The sequence below is a fragment of the Sporocytophaga sp. genome (assembly GCF_017745095.1).
Classification (GTDB): domain Bacteria; phylum Bacteroidota; class Bacteroidia; order Cytophagales; family Cytophagaceae; genus Sporocytophaga.
The window spans coordinates 180,386-197,202 of the sequence record NZ_JAGHZZ010000008.1; the positions used below are offsets into that span (position 1 = coordinate 180,386).

Below are 16,817 nucleotides of genomic sequence, written 5' to 3' on the forward strand. Positions count from 1 at the left end.
ATCTTGGTTTTCGTACAACTACTCATATTCTTAAATTAATTTAACTGACGGAATTAGTCCAAACTCCCCCTTTTGACTTTAACAGAATTTAAAATCACTTAACTAGTTATTAGTAATGCTTAAGTTAGCAAATTCTCCTCCTGAACCTTCGCCCGTCCACAGACCTATTGTTCCAGTCTTTCTGTCATTCAATTTATTTACTACCAATGATGGTTTAGCAGCATTATTAACAAATACCTTTACCTCTTTGTCTCCCACTTCGATTCTGGCATGAAACCAGTTATTGGGATCAGGCTCAGGTTTTACGGATTTTTCATACTGTCCATTCTTTTCATCTCTAAGCTTTTTCCATGTAAATTCAGGATGACTTATATACTGAACCGCATGAATATGCCTTACAGAATCAGGAGTTTTAAAATTAAAAGGCCTGAAATAGATACCATCAAAAGTCTTGTCATCCGCACCATGAAATGCAATTCCAATAAAACTTTTCTGAAAAACGTCTTTACCTTTAAGATCCACATCTATTGTTCCTTTTGAAAATTTAACTCCTTTTATCCAAACAACACCTTCTCCATCCTTCTCTTTGACCTTTATAGCACTATGGCTTTTATCTTCAGATGCAACGACATCTCTGTTAACAGAAACCAAACCTCCTTTAGTCAAAAGATTCCCCAAATCATATTTTGATGATTTTACCTTTTGAGCCAGCAAGGCAGCTCTTCCAGTCTTAGCCTCGCAAGCACTTTGACCTGTAGCTTTTTTAGGTTCCTGTTTTGCAGCTTCTTTTGATCCCTTATTGTCAGGAATATTTTTGAATGCAAAAATTAATGTAAGCAGACCAATGCCTGCAACAATGGTGGTCTTAGTATTTTTCATTTAAATTGGGTTATTCTTTTATAATTACTTCAGATGTATTGGTTGTATAATTTTTCCTTAATCTTACCGAAAGCTCCTTTACTGTTTCCGAATACTTAGGATCATTCGCAAGATTCGTGAATTCATTACTATCATTCTGATGATCATACAGTTCAATACCAGCCTTACCTTCATCCCACTCTGTATATCTCCATCTTTCAGTACGAATGCTTCTTCCCATAAAGTCTTTTCTTTTTACCTGAGTAAAAGCAGGTTTATCCCATGTTGCAGCAGGATTCTTCAATAATGCAGTAAGACTCTTTCCCTGTAAGTATTTTGGAGCAGGAAGTCCGCACAGTTCTGCTAGCGTAGGATAGATATCCAGAAGCTCAACCGTTCTAGATGAAGCTTTACCTCCTTGTCCTGGAACAGATATGATTAATGGCACTCTTGCTGAGTTCTCAAAAAGACTTTGCTTCATCCATTGTCCATGCTGACCAAGATTATAGCCATGATCACTCCATAAAACAATGATAGTATTTTCTGATAGTTTCAAGCGATCCAAAGCATCAAGGAGTCTTCCAACCTGAGCATCCATAAATGATACAGTTGCATAGTATGCTTTTTGAGCCTCTCTTCTCTTTTGCTCGTCGAGTCCCCAATGAGAAGGCTTGGTAAACAAAGCAGCTTCAGGAACATCTGCGAGATCATTTTCTTTTTCTATAGCTAAAGGCACTTTGTTCTCGTCATACAAATCAAAATACTTTTGAGGAGCTACATATGGAGTATGCGGCCTGAAAAATCCTACAGCAAGAAAGAATGGTTCATTCTTTTTTTCTTCCATAATTTTAATTGCCTCTGTAGCAATTAAACCATCCGTTTGTTCCTCATCTGTACCTCCTGTTGCCCTCCAGCACAAAGCGCTTCCTAGGTGTCTTTCAGGCGTCAGGTTTTTTATCTGTGCTTCTTCAGCTTTATCTCTACCTATCGGATTAACCCTTTTGCTCCATGAGATTGAATCATCAAGGCCATTTGTACCGATCTGGTTTGGCACTCCGTAATGATATATCTTTCCTACCCGAGCACTGAAATAATTATTATTTTTAAATAGTTGAGGTAACGTAACTGCATCAGGAAGATTTTTACGGAAATGCGTTTGCAATTCATAGATGCCTGTTACATCAGGTCTTGTACCGGTTAGTAAAGATGATCTGCTGGGACTGCATAGCGGAAACTGAGTATAAGCTTTATCGAATCGCACACCTCTCGTAGCAAGTCTGTCGATATTCGGAGACTTTACAAAGGTATTTCCATAGCACCCTAAATCATTATTAAGATCGTCCACAGCTATGAATAGGACATTGTACTTTTTATTTACTTTAGATTTATCTGGAGGAGCAGTTGCAGAGACTGTTCCGAGAATAAATGTGCACATAACCAGCAGGAGAGTCCTTTTGATTATTGAATATAGTGGTAGTACTCTTTTAAATTTCATATTTTGATATTACAATTTGTAATTGCCTATTTTTATTATCTTTCTTTTCTCACAAACATAGGACATACCCTATGATGACATAAAGCACCCCTCATAGGCTTTATACATTTTAACCTACTTATGACTTATAACTATCAACTTTAAGCTGGTTGAATATTATTTCTCTTCGCTGATAGTAATCTTATCCTTCTGCACAAATTCAATGATAACCTTTTTCAACTTTCCATTAAATTCAAAAGGCACCTGATATCTGTCCGAAACTGGTGCTATCAGATCTCTTCCAACATCAGTACCATCAATTTTGCTTCCGGCAAAAACTGCTGCTTCTTTTTTAGTAAAACTTCTTTCAGCTACTTTTTCATTATTGATATACAGAGCTTCAGTTCCAGCATTTCCGGAAGCATCTACTCCATTAAAATTGTAATCAAACCTGAAGACTGATTTTCCTTTAGGAAGTGGTTTATCTGAAACCAAGTGAATAGTTTGGCTGAGAGATTTATGAGCAAACTGCAGCTTACCTTCTTTTATGAAAAGACTTACTCCAGCTTTCTCACCTCCCAGAGCAAATAAAACTCCTTCTTCCTTACCTGTTATTAATTCTACTTCAGCTTTGACACTGAATGATTTACCTTCATATAAAGGATTGCTCACTCCGACAAGATGATCAACGCCCGGATACAAAGTAACTACAGAGGATTTCCCGTAAATACTTCTGCCTGCAGGCATATTATGTACTGTAAAATCTTTTAATGGGAATACATTGTACTTCTTCGCTTCTTCGTCAAACAGAGCCTGTAATTCTTTTAGCTTTTCAGGATATTTCGCAGCAAGATTAATCCTCTCATTAAAATCTTCATTCAGATTATATAATTCCCAAACATCTTTGCTAAAATCAACTTTACGCCCTGAAGCATCTGCTCCATCACCTATATCAATTGTTTCTCCTATTTCATGATGAGCTCCTGCTTTCCATCCATCTTTATATATAGATCTGGATCCGGCAATTTCATAATACTGTACAGTGTGACGAGAAGCTGCTTTGGCGTTTTCAACAGTGTATGCAAGACTTGTTCCTTCGACAGATTTTTGCTTATATCCGTTGATCACTTCAGGCACTTCCGCTTTTGCTAATTCAAGAGTTGTAGGCAATACGTCAATAACATGTCCGTACTGATGCCTGATACCGCCTTTATCTTTAATGACTTTAGGATAAGAAATGATCAATGGATTTCTGGTACCACCTTCTGTATTGGCATCTGCCTTCCAGTACCTGAAAGGAGTGTTAGCAGCCATTGCCCAGCCTATAGGGTAGTCAGTGCTTGATTCATCAGTACCAATAATATCACGGGCATTTAATATAGCATCTATATGCTCCTCCCCTTTTAATCTATTGATCTGAGGATTGACTGTACCAGTCTGAGTTCCGCCTTTACTAGCTCCATTATCACCCAGAACGATTGCTATCAGCGTGTTATCCAATTGATCTATTTGTTCCAGGTAGTTTACAATTCTTCCTATTTCATAATCCGTATAAGAATAAAATGCAGCATATACTTCCATGAAATGAGCATAAGCCTTCTTCTCCTTTTCAGACAAGTCTTTCCAGGCCTTCACATTCGGATTTCGTTCAGGCAGTACAGTATTGGCAGGAATGATTCCTAATTTCTTCTGCCTTTCAATTACTACCTTTCTATACTCATCCCAACCAAGATCAAACTTACCCTTATATTTATCTATCCACTCTTTAGCTACCTGATGAGGAGAGTGTGTAGCACCAGTCGCCAGATACAGGAAGAAAGGCTTTTCAGGATTGGAAGACTTTTGATTAGCAATATATTTAATTGCTTTATCTGCCAGCAACTGATTTAAATGCTTGGTATTTGGCTCTAAGCTCAACTTTGTCTGGTCTTCCCAAAGTTCAGGATGCCACTGATCTGTAGCTCCCGGATGAAATCCATAAAAGTGATCAAAACCTCTACCTGTAGGCCATCTATTAAATGGACCTGCCTGAGAATTTTCGACAACTGGTGTTAAATGCCATTTACCTAATGCAAAAGTATTGTAACCATTCTCTCTTAATATCTCAGCTACTGTAGCTTTTTCAAATGGTATACGCGTATCATAGCCCGGAAAATCAACTGCAGCAGGTGTCAACAAACCAACGTGGACAGAGTGATGATTTCTACCGGTTAACAGTGCAGCCCTTGTCGGAGAGCAAATTGCAGTAGTGTGAAAATTAGTAAATCTCAGACCGTTATTAGCAATCCTTTCAATATTGGGCGTTTCAACCAAACCTCCGAAAGGGGTTGTCGCTCCGAATCCGGCATCATCAATTAAGATCCAGACTATATTAGGAGCATCTGGTGAAGCTTTTTTATTGAATTGAACTTTGTATGGTACCGACTCTGATATAGTCTTCCCTATCTCTCCTTCAAACTTCTGTTCAGGACTGTATTGACCAAAAGAAGGCAGAGATAAAAAAAGAGATGCAATAAATGCAGTTCCTTTAAATATAAGGTGGTTATTCATTTTATTAAAAGATTATTTAAATACAATTAATGCCCGCTAACTGGCGTCAATGACGCTGATCTATTCTGTATAGAAAGTAATTCCTTCTCTAATAATGCTGTTGAGCTAACGCCAGATTTTTGCCATACTATCTTATCATCTTTATATAGAATAACAGTAGGCAAAGAATTTATTTTCAGGTCTATTCCTAACTGTTTGTTTTCAAAGAATTCTATTTTGACTACCTTAAGGTCTTTAGGGTGATTGAGAGAAAGAGAATCAATAACAGGAACCATCTTTTTGCATGCTCCGCAATATTTAGATCCGATATCTACCAGTACTACATTCTCAGAATGAATAAGCTTTTTATATTGATCTAAAGTAAGACCACTTCCAGTAGTACTCTCAACCGGTTTTCCAGATCCTACCCAATTACTAAAACCACCTGGAAGTTCATATACTTCTGAAAATCCATTAGATTGTAATTTCTTGCTCAGTGCCTTACTTCTTCCATTAGCAATAGAATATACAAATACAGGTTTATCCTTTTTTAACTTGCCTATTTGCTTCTGAAAGTCAGTATCATCAGATGCATTAAGATTTATTGCACCCTTTAAATGGTTTTGTTGATACTCTTCAAAAGAACGAGCATCTATTATCTGCGCTTTTGCACCTTCTTTATTTACTTTGTCTTCAAATTCTTTAAGAGTAATGGACACCCTCTTATCATCCTGAGCCTGTAAGTAACCAGAATAAATAACAGCAATTGCTAATGTGAGTGCTAATCTGAACATGTTTTTCATAGCTTATATTTTTATGCGTTAAAATTCTTTTTCTCCAAATTCACTTGATGGTAATTTCACCTTTTTAGAAGCCTGAGAAAGACTATAACTGATGTTAATCAGAAATACATCTTTCTCCTGTATGTAATTAGTTGTTGTATAGAAATTAGTACCTCTCGTAGTTATCCTCTGTTCATTAGATTTGATTGCACCAAGGCCAATATTCTGCCATTGCAATGATGCTGAAAGCCTGCCTTCCCAAAAAGTTTTTTTCAATGACAGATTCGGACTTATAAATCTTGAATCTTCGCCCTGTGCGGTTGGCCTTTGAGATAAATAGTTTAGATTAAACTGCAAAGACACGGATTTACTAAACTGAAAATTGTGATTAGTATTGATAGAATAAGCAATAGCCGAATTTCTAACTTCAACAGTATTACTGAACAATTTTCCTTTTATCCTATAATTGTATATATTTCCACTCAGATAAACCGACCACCATTTAACTGGCTTGATATTTATACCAGTTTCTATACCCCATAAATAAGCTCTTCCGGCATTCGTATATATCCTGTTCAGAATAGTATCATTGTAGGCACTATTTACTCTGTTTACAACATTCTTTATATCCTGATTATAAACAGTAATAAATATAGAGCCTGCATTCTTCAAATCCTTTATAAGGCCTATCTCAGAAAGATTTACAAACTCAGGAAGTATTTGAGGATCTCCTTGTTCAAGGGTCTCAGAGTGCTCCCGCTCAGGGTATGGGTTCAACTCATTACTGGTGGAACGCTGTACTCTTCGGCTAAAACCTCCCTTTGCTCTTAAACTGCTATTAAGAGTGTAAACAAGATTAAGAGAAGGAAATAAACTTGATAAGTCTAGCTTATAAGGTTCTGTAAGTTTATCAGCATTAAACTCACGGAAAGAATACTCATAACGGATTCCGGCAACATAATTTAACTTATCAGCCTTACCTGAATATTGTGTATATAAACTATGAATGTAGTTAAGTACTCTTATATCTGCACTAAATTCAGGTACTACACTATATTGACCAGTACCGAGTATTGCATTTTGATAGAGGTAAGCTCCTGTTTGCCTTTGGAATCTTGCCTGATAACCTGACTCCAGTTTACCTTTTCCAATGTTGAGACTATAATCAGCTCTTCCTCTTAAACCACTTATCGGACTGTTTCCTGTATTAAGAACATAATCCATTGTATCTGTATAATTGTTAAGTCCGGTATTTAGATTCTTGGTATAGCCATCAAGAACAGCGTATTCATAAAGTCCTGAAAAAGTCAATACTGATTTATTCTTAAACTTATGAGTGTAATCAATATTTGCAAGAGAGAAGTTACCTTGTTTCTTTACAAGGTTTGAATTATAATAGTCAATATTACTTAAGGGCTGCTCCGTATTAACATCCCATTTAATGTTATGATAGGTAATATCGGCCCTTCTGTATTGTACCTTTTGGCCTGTATAAAATCCGACATTAAATGAATTATTTTCATTAAATGAATAACCGACCAATGCTCTTGCAGAATAATTAGATCTTTGAAAGCTTCTTTCTCCAACAGATGGGAATGATGTGTACCTATTATCAATAGTTGTATTTACATCACCTTCTCTTCTTCCTGCAATATCATTTTCCTGATAACTTCCCCCTATAGACAAATCCCATTTCCCTTTTTTGTAGTTCAAAGTTCCATCAATACCATATCTTGAAGGTTTTTCTTTATTGGAGAAATCATTTATACTTGGTAATCCATATTGGATATTTGTAGTGAAAGATATTCCATCATCCACTCCTTTTTTGGTAGTGATGTTGATAATGCCAGCTTTACCATCCGCATCATATTTAGCAGAAGGAGATGTAATAATTTCTATGTTCTCAATTGCATTTGCAGGAATCTGACTTAACACTGTTTTCAAATCGCTTTGAACAGGTTTTTCATTAACAAGAATCAAAAATCCTAAAGAACCTCTTAGCCTTATCTCTCCTTCTGCATTGACACTTATGGATGGCATGTTCTTTAAAACATCAATAGCAGTTCCTCCTTTTGCAGCTTCAAACTGATTTGCTTTGTAAACCTGTTTGAAAGGATTTTGCTGTTGACCGTTTACCACAATTTCTTTCAAAGAAGCTTCATCTTCTTCAATTAAAATATCTCCAAGATTAGTGGAAGCAGACTTTTCAACTGAGACATTTTGAATAGTTTTCGACTTGTATCCAATGGATTCAATTTTAATATAATAAAGTCCTGCTTTAAGATTTTTAAATTCAAATAAGCCGGTGCTATCAGTTAGCCGGCCATCTAACAGTGAATTCTCATTGCTATTATAAATAGTAGCATTGCCAAACTCTACTGGCTTTCTGTTTAATGAATCAATGATTCTACCCTTAATGGCTGATTGACTATATAGATCAATCACCAAAAAAGAAAGAACCATCAGCAACAAAATTCTATATCTCATCGATGAATCTCCTGTTCTTTTTATTTATCTTTCTCTTCATTTGAGGAGACTTCCTCAACCGCCTGATCAATGACAATCTTTGACACCAAGCCATTAAACGGTGCCGGTGCTTTATAAATTTTCGTTACAGGAACATTGAGATCCTTCCCAACGCTAATACCTTCACTTGCAGCAGAGCTGAGATAACTATTCCTGGATTTGAAATTCTGACTCCCAACCTTTTCATTATTTATATAAACTGAAACTGAAGTAAGATCAGGATATTCAATTCTGATAGTAGCTTTTCCTGGAGGCAGCTGTTTATCAGCAATCAAAGTGATTTCTTTTACTCCGTCATTTAAAGTATAATGAAGTTTTCCATTCAAAAAGAAAAGTGCATTTCCTCCTGTATAACCTCCACTGGCAAATACAACTCCTTGTGGTACTTCATTTGGTATTTCCACATGAACTGTAATCTGAAGTGCTTTCTTGCCTATATTCACTTTTGTCTTATCAGTTGTCCCTTGGAAAATCACAGATTTCTTTCTCACCTCTGGCTCAGGAACTCCTGCTCTGTAATCTCTTAATGGGTATACATTATTCTTTCTAGCTTCTGTATCAAATAATGCTTTCAATTCATTAAGCTTATCAGGATACTTAGTTGCAAGATCTTTTATTTCAGTAGGGTCATCTATAAGGTTATAGAGTTCCCATTTATCTTCTGAAAAAGGCCGAGGACTAAAGTTAGGGTCTGTATTGCCATTTTCTCCAAAGGTATTTCTAGGATGATACACTGAGGCTTTCCATCCATCTTTATAAATGGATCTTCCGCCGTGTAATTCAAAATACTGAACAGTATGTTTTGTATCAGCTTGATCATTTTCAAAAGTATGATTAAAGGCTGTCCCATGGAATGGTAATTGTTTATAGCCATTGATCACTTCAGGCACTTTAATTCCTGCAAGTTCAATTGTGGTAGGAAGAATATCCGTTACATGTCCGTACTGTGCTCTGATAACACCTTTTTCCTTGATCCCTTTAGGATAATGTACTATCAAAGGATTGTGTGTACCTCCTTCTGAATTGGCATCGCTTTTCCAATATCTGAAGGGAGTATTCATTGCCTGTGACCAGCCCAATGGATAATTAGGAGAAGTAAGTTCTGTTCCTATTTTATCTATATTGGCCAAAAGATGAGATATATCATCTCCTTTTGATTTATCCGCAGTTCCCAGAGTTCCCGTATAGGTGCCTTCTTTACTTCCTCCATTGTCACCAACTACAAGAAATATAGCAGTGTTATCTAGCTGGTCTATTTGCTTCAGATAATCCACAACTCTTCCGATTTCATAATCAGTATAAGATAAAAATCCTGCATAAACTTCAATGAAACGAGTGAATACCTTTTGCTCTTCAGGAGTTAAAGAGTTCCAGGCTTTGATTCCATTTTGTCTTGGGGGTAAGGTTGCATTCTTAGAAATATAACCTAGCTCTTTTTGTCTCTTGTATACAGCCTCACGATATGCATCCCATCCTTTATCAAACTTGCCATTGTATTTATCACTCCATTCTTTAGCAACCTGATGAGGTGAATGAGTTGCTCCCGGAGCTAAGTAAAGAAAGAATGGTTTATCAGGATTGGCTGATTTCTGATTTGCAATATAGGCTATCGCCTTATCTGCCAAAAGTTGATTCAGATGTTTGGTATTAGGCTCTATATCTATAAAATTATTCTCTTCTACAAGAGTGGGATGCCATTGGTCTGTTGCACCTCCAAGAAAACCATAGAAATGTTCGAACCCTCTGCCCGTAGGCCATCTGTTGAATGGGCCTGAGACAGTCTGATCTTTTGAAACCTGTCCATGCCATTTTCCAAGAGCAAATGTATTGTAACCATTTTCCTTAAAGATCTCAGCAACACTTCCTGCTTCAAAAGGAATATCACCGTTATATCCTGGCGTTCCAATTCCCAGTTCTGCATGATGTCCCATTCCTACAGAGTGAGAGTTTCTGCCTGTTAATAAAGAAGCTCTTGTAGGACTACATAAGCCCGTAGTGTGAAAGTTTGTATATCTTAAACCATTATTGGCAAGGTATTCAAATGTTGGAGTTTCAATAAGCCCACCGAAAGCCGATGTAGCTCCAAAGCCAACATCATCGAGAAGTATCCATACTATGTTAGGAGCACCTTTAGGGGCCTTCACTCTTTCTGGCCATACCTGCTCTGTTCCTTCAAGGGTATTGCCTATCTTTCCCGTAAAAGGTTTCAAAGGATCTTGTTGAGCAGAAGAGATAATGGGGATAAGGCAATTGATTGCCATCCCCATAATTATGCGGCCTGTAACAGGCTTCAGTTTATTTGAAATCCCTTTAATATTCATAAATAGTTTATGATAAAATAAATAAGACAGTTACTCTTGATTACCAACCTGGATTTTGTTCCAGATTTGGATTCAGGTCAATCTCCTGCTGTGGAATCGGAAACAGATAATGTTTCGCGCTCGCATTAGTCTTTCCAACTTTATGCAGGCTGCTTTCCAGAATACCATTTCCAAAAGCATCACGCTCTCTTATCAGATCAAACCATCTTTGATATTCAAATACAAATTCAAGTCTTCTCTCAAGATATAATGAATCTCTGAACTGATGTTGACCGAGTCCTTCAGTTAGATTCGGAAGTCCAGCTCTGTTTCTTACCTTATTAATATTATTATAAGCAATTCCTGAAGGTCCATTCAATTCATTTTCAGCTTCAGCAAGGATCAAAAGAACTTCTGAGAATCTTATGATAGGCACATTTGCACCGGATTCTGAAAGGTTTGATATATTTGCTGGATCCCAATATTTGTTAAAGAATGGAATTGAATCACCTGGAATCTTAGCATCATTTAGCTTTCCGTACCATTTTCCATCTTCTGGACTTTGAAATCTCGTTACGAACGTAACATCTCTTCTCTTATCTTTTTTACTATACAATTTATATACACTGAAAAATTTATCCACCCCACCCGGCTTAGTTGCATCAGGTACAGAATAAAATACTACCTGATCTGCATAAGAACCTACTATTTTTGGAATACCTGTCAGTACTGACCTTGGAGCCTGGTTATTTCCCTGACCTTGAGATAGTGCTTTAAACTGAGCAGAAAAGATATGTTCGCGACCATTTTTATAAACCGGAAGAAAAACTTCTGAATAGTTTTGAATAAGGTTATAACCGTAAGGACCAGTGATCACTTCATTTGCTTTTGCGATAGCACTTTCCCATTTTCTTTCAGTAAGGTATACTTTTGCCAACAGAGCTTTTGCAGCTCCCGCTGTTGCACGGCCAGCGTCAGCCCCTCCAGCAATATTATCAAGAACAGTTGCAGCTTCTATAAGGTCTTTTTCAATCTGTGCATAAACTTCTTCAACAGTATTTCTTTTGGGTTGAGAATGTGCCTCTTCAAGAGTAGCAAGGTCCTTTAAGATTAAAGGTACTCCACCGTAAAGCCTTACAAGATTGAAATAATACAGAGCCCTAAGGAATTTAGCTTCTCCTATAAGTCTTTCTCTTAACTTTGTATTTGATCCGAAATCAATTCCAGGAATTTTTTCAATAGCTATGTTTGCCTTTTTGATTCCAGAATAATGCTGCTGCCAGATTTGCAAAACACGTAGTCCTGTAGATGCATGGCCTAGTACAGACTGAGAACGGACATCCGGGTTGGTTGCTCCCGGTCCCGGATTCTCATCATCTCCCATAAAATTCATACCTGTATTAAACAAAGTATTATATGGAGTTTGAACTGCATTACCTCCCGCATTCAACAGAAAATAAACTGAATTTATAGCTGTAACTGCATCTGCAGGAGTTTTATAATACTGATTGGCATCCATAAAGGACTCTGGTACCTCTTCAAGTTTAGCGCAGGAAAAAACAGTAACTGCAAATCCTAATAATATATATATCGACTTCTTCATTTCGTTGGTGATTTAAAAGGTATTCTGATTATTAAAAGGAGAATGAAAGGCCTCCAAGGAATGTCTTGCTATTCGGATAAGCGCCATTATCAACACCCTGATCAATTGCAGACTGTCCGTTACTGCTAACTTCAGGATCATATCCGGTATATTTTGTCAAGGTCAGATAGTTCTGTAATGACACATACACTCTGATGTTTTTGATCTTTGCCTTGTTTACAAGATGTTCTGGAAAGCTATATCCGAATGTTAGATTCTTAAGTCTGATATAAGAAGCATCTTCGATGAACCTGTCAGAGATTGTTGCAGAAGGATCCTGGAATGCACTATGAACATCTGTATTGGTATTGGTTGGAGTCCATCTGTCAAGAAGCGTAGTAGATGCTCCTGTATATCCTGTTCCAAGCTCAAGTGTTGCTCTGTTTTGATTGTAAAGTTTGTTTCCGTAAGATGTTTGTAAAAATATACTTAAGTCAAAATTACGATAGCTGAAACTGTTGGTCAGACCTGCAATAAATTTTGGCTGGTTAGAAATAATCACTCTGTCACCTGACTGTGTAATTTTACCATCACCATTAATATCTTTATATTGCTGACCACCAGGATTCTTATTTGCAGCAGGAGTCAATGCTTTATCAGGAGATGTACCTATAGGTATTACACCATCAGTCTGATAAACTATAAAAGAACCGATTGGCTTACCAACTGCAGCGATCGAAGGCAATGCGCTGTTGGGAATGATCTGATCGATGCCGTTACCTAAGCTTAAAACTTTGTTTCTGTTTACAGCGTAAACAAAGCTTGTATTCCACTGGAATTTACCTACCAGGTTTTTTGTTGTCACTGCAAGTTCAAAACCTTTATTTTCTACTGCTCCATAATTCTGATATACCTGAGGGTTAGGAGTAGAAAGTGCTCCATTAATTACTACGATATTCCAAAGACCAGACGTGGATGGCAAAGGCACGTTCAATAACAAGTCTGTTGTCCTTTTGTAATAAATATCAGCAGCAACTACAATTCTGTTTTTCAACAAACCAAGGTCAGCTCCAAAATCATACTGAGCTGTTTTCTCCCAAGTCAGGTTTGGATTAGCAATAGAGCTTGGTGCAAAACCTGAAACGGTGTTATTGCCAAAGTTATATCTGTAGTAAGCCAATTGAGAAAATGACTGATAAGAAGGAATCTGCTGATTACCGATAAGTCCTGCACTCAATCTAAATTTCAAATGTCCAAGGTTTTTAATCTGAGAAAGGAAGTCTTCATTACTTGCATTCCATGCAACCGCAGCAGATGGGAAGTAGCCCCATTTATGTCCTGGCGCAAACTTAGAAGAACCATCCGCTCTTAAAGACACTGTCAGTAGATATTTATCTCTATAACCATAGTTAACCCTTCCCAGGAAAGATCTCAAAGCCCATCTGCTTGCAAAAGAAGAAGGAGAAGGTGCAAATCCACTTGATCTGATGGATGCCACATTACCTGCCTCCTGATTGTTATATTCAAATGCATCTGTTGCATAACCGCTTGAACCGGAAACAGAGCCTTTCGTCACAGATTCCTGTTGGGTAAAACCTGCAAGGACATTCAGGTTATGTACATTTTTAATCCTCCGTGTGTAATTGATTGTATTTTCATTCAACCAGTTGGTAGAGAATATAGATCCCACCTGAGCCAATCCACTAAAGCCAGACCCTTCGTAAACAGTTGATGGTAAATATCTGTTCTGTTTATTATTAAGTACATCAGCTCCGGCAAGTACTTTAAATATAAGCCCTTCAATGATTTTATATTCTCCAGAAACGTTTCCAAGGAAACGTCCTGTTTTAGATTCATTCAGTTGGTTTTTTAGTGTATTGATAGGATTCCCATAAACACCTTCAAAAAGGTTTCTTTGCACAAATGAACCATCCGAATTATAGATTGGCACAGCTGGAGACATTAGCAATAATGCAGGAACAACCGCCTGAGGTGCCACATTTGATGAGATCTGGCTTGCAGTGATATAGGAACCTATTCTTAATCTGTTGCTATATTCATGATCAAGGTTTAACCTTCCGGAGTATCTTTCAAAGTCTGTGTTTATTAAGACACCGTCTTGTTTAAAATAGTTACCCGAAATTGCTACTCTTGTTTTATCATTACCAGTAAGAACAGATAGGTTGTGATTCTGTATAGCTGCCTGTCTGAATGCAGCCCTTTGCCAGTTTGTACCTTCTCCCAAACTGTCTAGTTGTGCATCGCTGTATTGTTTTGATTTATTTGAATTAACAAGAGCATCATTTCTAAGAGCTCCCCATTCCTTTGCATTCATCAGAGGTATCTCTCTGACAACGCTCTGTACGCCAGCGTACCCATCGTAATTGATAGAAGAATTATTATAGCTTCCTTTTTTGGTTGTTACAATCACAACACCATTTGCTCCCCTTGAACCATAGATGGCAGTGGCAGAAGCATCTTTAAGAACATCTATGGATTCAATATCTGATGTATTAATAGTTGATAGCGGATTTATCTTCGAACCATTCGTTACTCCCGCATCATTACTTGAATTATCATTATAAATTGGAAAACCATCAATTACATATAGCGGCTCTGTACCTGCTGTGATTGAATTATTTCCTCTTATCTGCACTGAGGTTCCACCTCCTGGCTGTCCGGTAGATTGCGTCACCTGAACACCAGCAACAGAACCTTGTAACAGACGCTCTACAGAACTAACAGGTTGTTTAAGGCTTTCAACAGGAACAGTAGCAACAGACCCTGTCAAATCACTTCGCTTTTGTGTTCCGTAACCTACCACCACTACTTCGTTAAGTAATTGACGGCTCTTTAACTGGATATTTAAATCTTCCTCAGGTGCCTCATAAACTTCAACTTCTTTAGGTTCATACCCTGAATATTGAAGCACCAAAGTAAATGGATAAGAATGCTCAGTCTTTAATTCATAATTTCCATCTATGTCTGTAATAGTACCTTCTTTAGTTCCCTTAATCTGAATTACGGCTCCCACTGCAGGCTCTGCAGTTTTATCATCCACAACTCGTCCTTTAATTACAGTTTGCGCGACCGCTATACCCTGTGCTATCAGGATTAAGGAGAAGGCTAATAAAAGATACTTTAAATTAAAAGTGGTATAGCGTTTTTTCATTCGGCAGTTTTTTAATAATTAAACACTTTATTATAGAAAGTCTATCGGATAGGTATACAAATATATATAACTTAAGAGCATTGACAATTGGTAAGTTTATCTATTTGAAAACCTTACCACTAAAAATGAAAAACCTATCATCTCTAAGGGATGACGATAGGTTTTTCATTCTAAAAGGAGTCGCCTTAATTTCTTCTCAGAGAGGAAAATGAGTTTTTATTCACCTTTAGTTTCAGAAGTTCTTTGAGATTCAAGACCAGGCAATACATATTTTGGTTGTCCTGGATCACCAAATTTCCATGCCGGAAGTTTTGCAAACTCTTCCTTAAACAATTTCCTCGCCGATTCAGCCTCAGGACTTCCCTGTCCTTCTCCAATCGATTGGGTCTCTTCAATATCTTTTACAAGGTCATAAAACCTGCCATCATGATAGAGTTTATACCTATGATTGCGGAAAAACCTTGCAGAGTGCTTGTCAGATTCCTTTGAATGTATTGGAGTATAATGGGAAAATATCCATTGACGAGGACTCCCCTTCTCTCCTTTGATTTGAGGGAAAATGCTGTTTCCATCAGTATTCCAATCAACCGGTACCTTAACCTGAGCAGCATCTGCTATTGTTGCAAGAATGTCTGTAAAGTCCACTAGATCATCAGTCTGATGGACTTTGTATCTGTTAGAGCCATAATTAACAATTAGTGGAACATGATGCCCTCTATCTATAGTAAGTCCTTTTCCACCTTTAATGTATGAACCATCTTTCAGCTGTGTCACTACAGATTTTCCTGTACCATTGTCGCCTGTAAAAATGATCACAGTATTTTCATAAATACCAAGGTCTTTAAGTTTCTTAATGATCTGCCCTACATTCTTGTCAGTATATGCAACCATGTCTCTGAAATTTGCTGTATCTCTTTTGTGTCTTGCTTCGGGCCCAGTTTTCCAGCTCTTGCTATCAGGTGTAGGCAAAAAAGGGTCATGGACCAAAGCCATTGGATAATATGCTAGAAATTTATTATCCTTATTCTTCTCAATGAAATCAAGAATATAGTTCGTAAATATATCAGGGCCATAATCATTATCAGTAGAACTTAATGTCTTTCCATCCTGCTCTATCAGAGGCTTTGCATAACGTTCTCCCTGATCTCTGGGATATACAAGCTGCCACAAGCAATACTGATCAAAGCCAAAATGAGCAGGTAACTTATTATTTGCTCCTAATTGCCATTTGCCTGCGATACAGGTTTTATAACCGGCATCTTTCACAAGATGTGCAAATGTCTTTTGTTTGGGATCAAGATATCCAAACTCAACATAATTCTTATAGTTGTATTTTCCTGTCATAATCTGCACCCTTGATGGCGTGCAGAGAGGCTGAGAAAATCCATAATTAAATTTCAAACCTTCAGAAGCTAGCTTATCTAAATTGGGAGTCTTATAAGTACCACCATAAGTACCAAGACATTCCTTTCCCATATCATCCGCAAGGATAAGTATGATATTAGGAGTATTATTCTTCTTTGCCTGAGCAAAAGAGTTGTTGAATGAAAATAATAAAGCAATCAACAAAAGGCTTACATATCTGACTTTCATA

9 protein-coding genes are annotated in these 16,817 nt (G+C 37.3%); all 9 read right to left on the minus strand.

Annotated elements, in window-relative coordinates; translation table 11 throughout:
• Positions 1-102: 102 nt before the first annotated feature.
• Positions 103-879: a family 16 glycoside hydrolase gene (locus J7604_RS13930; protein ID WP_293896944.1), complete on the minus strand. Its 777-nt coding sequence runs from the start codon at positions 877-879 to the stop codon at positions 103-105.
• 10 nt (positions 880-889) lie between these two features.
• A complete protein-coding gene (locus tag J7604_RS13935; protein ID WP_293896945.1) occupies positions 890-2,353 on the minus strand; it encodes a sulfatase in 1,464 nt (487 codons plus the stop codon).
• Positions 2,354-2,509: 156 nt separating this feature from the next.
• Complete coding sequence (locus tag J7604_RS13940) at positions 2,510-4,882, minus strand: arylsulfatase (protein ID WP_293896946.1); 2,373 nt, start codon at positions 4,880-4,882, stop codon at positions 2,510-2,512.
• Positions 4,883-4,908: 26 nt separating this feature from the next.
• Entirely contained in the window at positions 4,909-5,664 is a 756-nt protein-coding gene (locus tag J7604_RS13945) for a rhodanese-like domain-containing protein (RefSeq protein WP_293896947.1), read from the minus strand.
• An 18-nt stretch (positions 5,665-5,682) separates the two neighbouring features.
• Positions 5,683-8,130, minus strand: coding sequence for a TonB-dependent receptor (locus J7604_RS13950; protein WP_293896948.1), 2,448 nt, complete (start codon positions 8,128-8,130; stop codon positions 5,683-5,685).
• A 20-nt stretch (positions 8,131-8,150) separates the two neighbouring features.
• Entirely contained in the window at positions 8,151-10,490 is a 2,340-nt protein-coding gene (locus tag J7604_RS13955) for an arylsulfatase (RefSeq protein ID WP_293896949.1), read from the minus strand.
• 40 nt (positions 10,491-10,530) lie between these two features.
• Entirely contained in the window at positions 10,531-12,072 is a 1,542-nt protein-coding gene (locus J7604_RS13960) for a RagB/SusD family nutrient uptake outer membrane protein (protein ID WP_293896950.1), read from the minus strand.
• Positions 12,073-12,103: 31 nt separating this feature from the next.
• On the minus strand, positions 12,104-15,223 hold the full coding sequence (locus J7604_RS13965) for a TonB-dependent receptor (RefSeq protein WP_293896951.1): 3,120 nt from the start codon (positions 15,221-15,223) through the stop codon (positions 12,104-12,106).
• Positions 15,224-15,439: 216 nt separating this feature from the next.
• Entirely contained in the window at positions 15,440-16,816 is a 1,377-nt protein-coding gene (locus J7604_RS13970) for a sulfatase-like hydrolase/transferase (protein WP_293896952.1), read from the minus strand.
• Position 16,817: the final 1 nt, after the last annotated feature.

Coding starts and splice junctions, on each gene's coding strand:
- J7604_RS13930 (WP_293896944.1), bottom strand. CDS start 879: ATGAAAAATACTAAGACCACCATTGTTGCAGGCATTGGTCTGCTTACA.
- J7604_RS13935 (WP_293896945.1), bottom strand. CDS start 2,353: ATGAAATTTAAAAGAGTACTACCACTATATTCAATAATCAAAAGGACT.
- J7604_RS13940 (WP_293896946.1), bottom strand. CDS start 4,882: ATGAATAACCACCTTATATTTAAAGGAACTGCATTTATTGCATCTCTT.
- J7604_RS13945 (WP_293896947.1), bottom strand. CDS start 5,664: ATGAAAAACATGTTCAGATTAGCACTCACATTAGCAATTGCTGTTATT.
- J7604_RS13950 (WP_293896948.1), bottom strand. CDS start 8,130: ATGAGATATAGAATTTTGTTGCTGATGGTTCTTTCTTTTTTGGTGATT.
- J7604_RS13955 (WP_293896949.1), bottom strand. CDS start 10,490: ATGAATATTAAAGGGATTTCAAATAAACTGAAGCCTGTTACAGGCCGC.
- J7604_RS13960 (WP_293896950.1), bottom strand. CDS start 12,072: ATGAAGAAGTCGATATATATATTATTAGGATTTGCAGTTACTGTTTTT.
- J7604_RS13965 (WP_293896951.1), bottom strand. CDS start 15,223: ATGAAAAAACGCTATACCACTTTTAATTTAAAGTATCTTTTATTAGCC.
- J7604_RS13970 (WP_293896952.1), bottom strand. CDS start 16,816: ATGAAAGTCAGATATGTAAGCCTTTTGTTGATTGCTTTATTATTTTCA.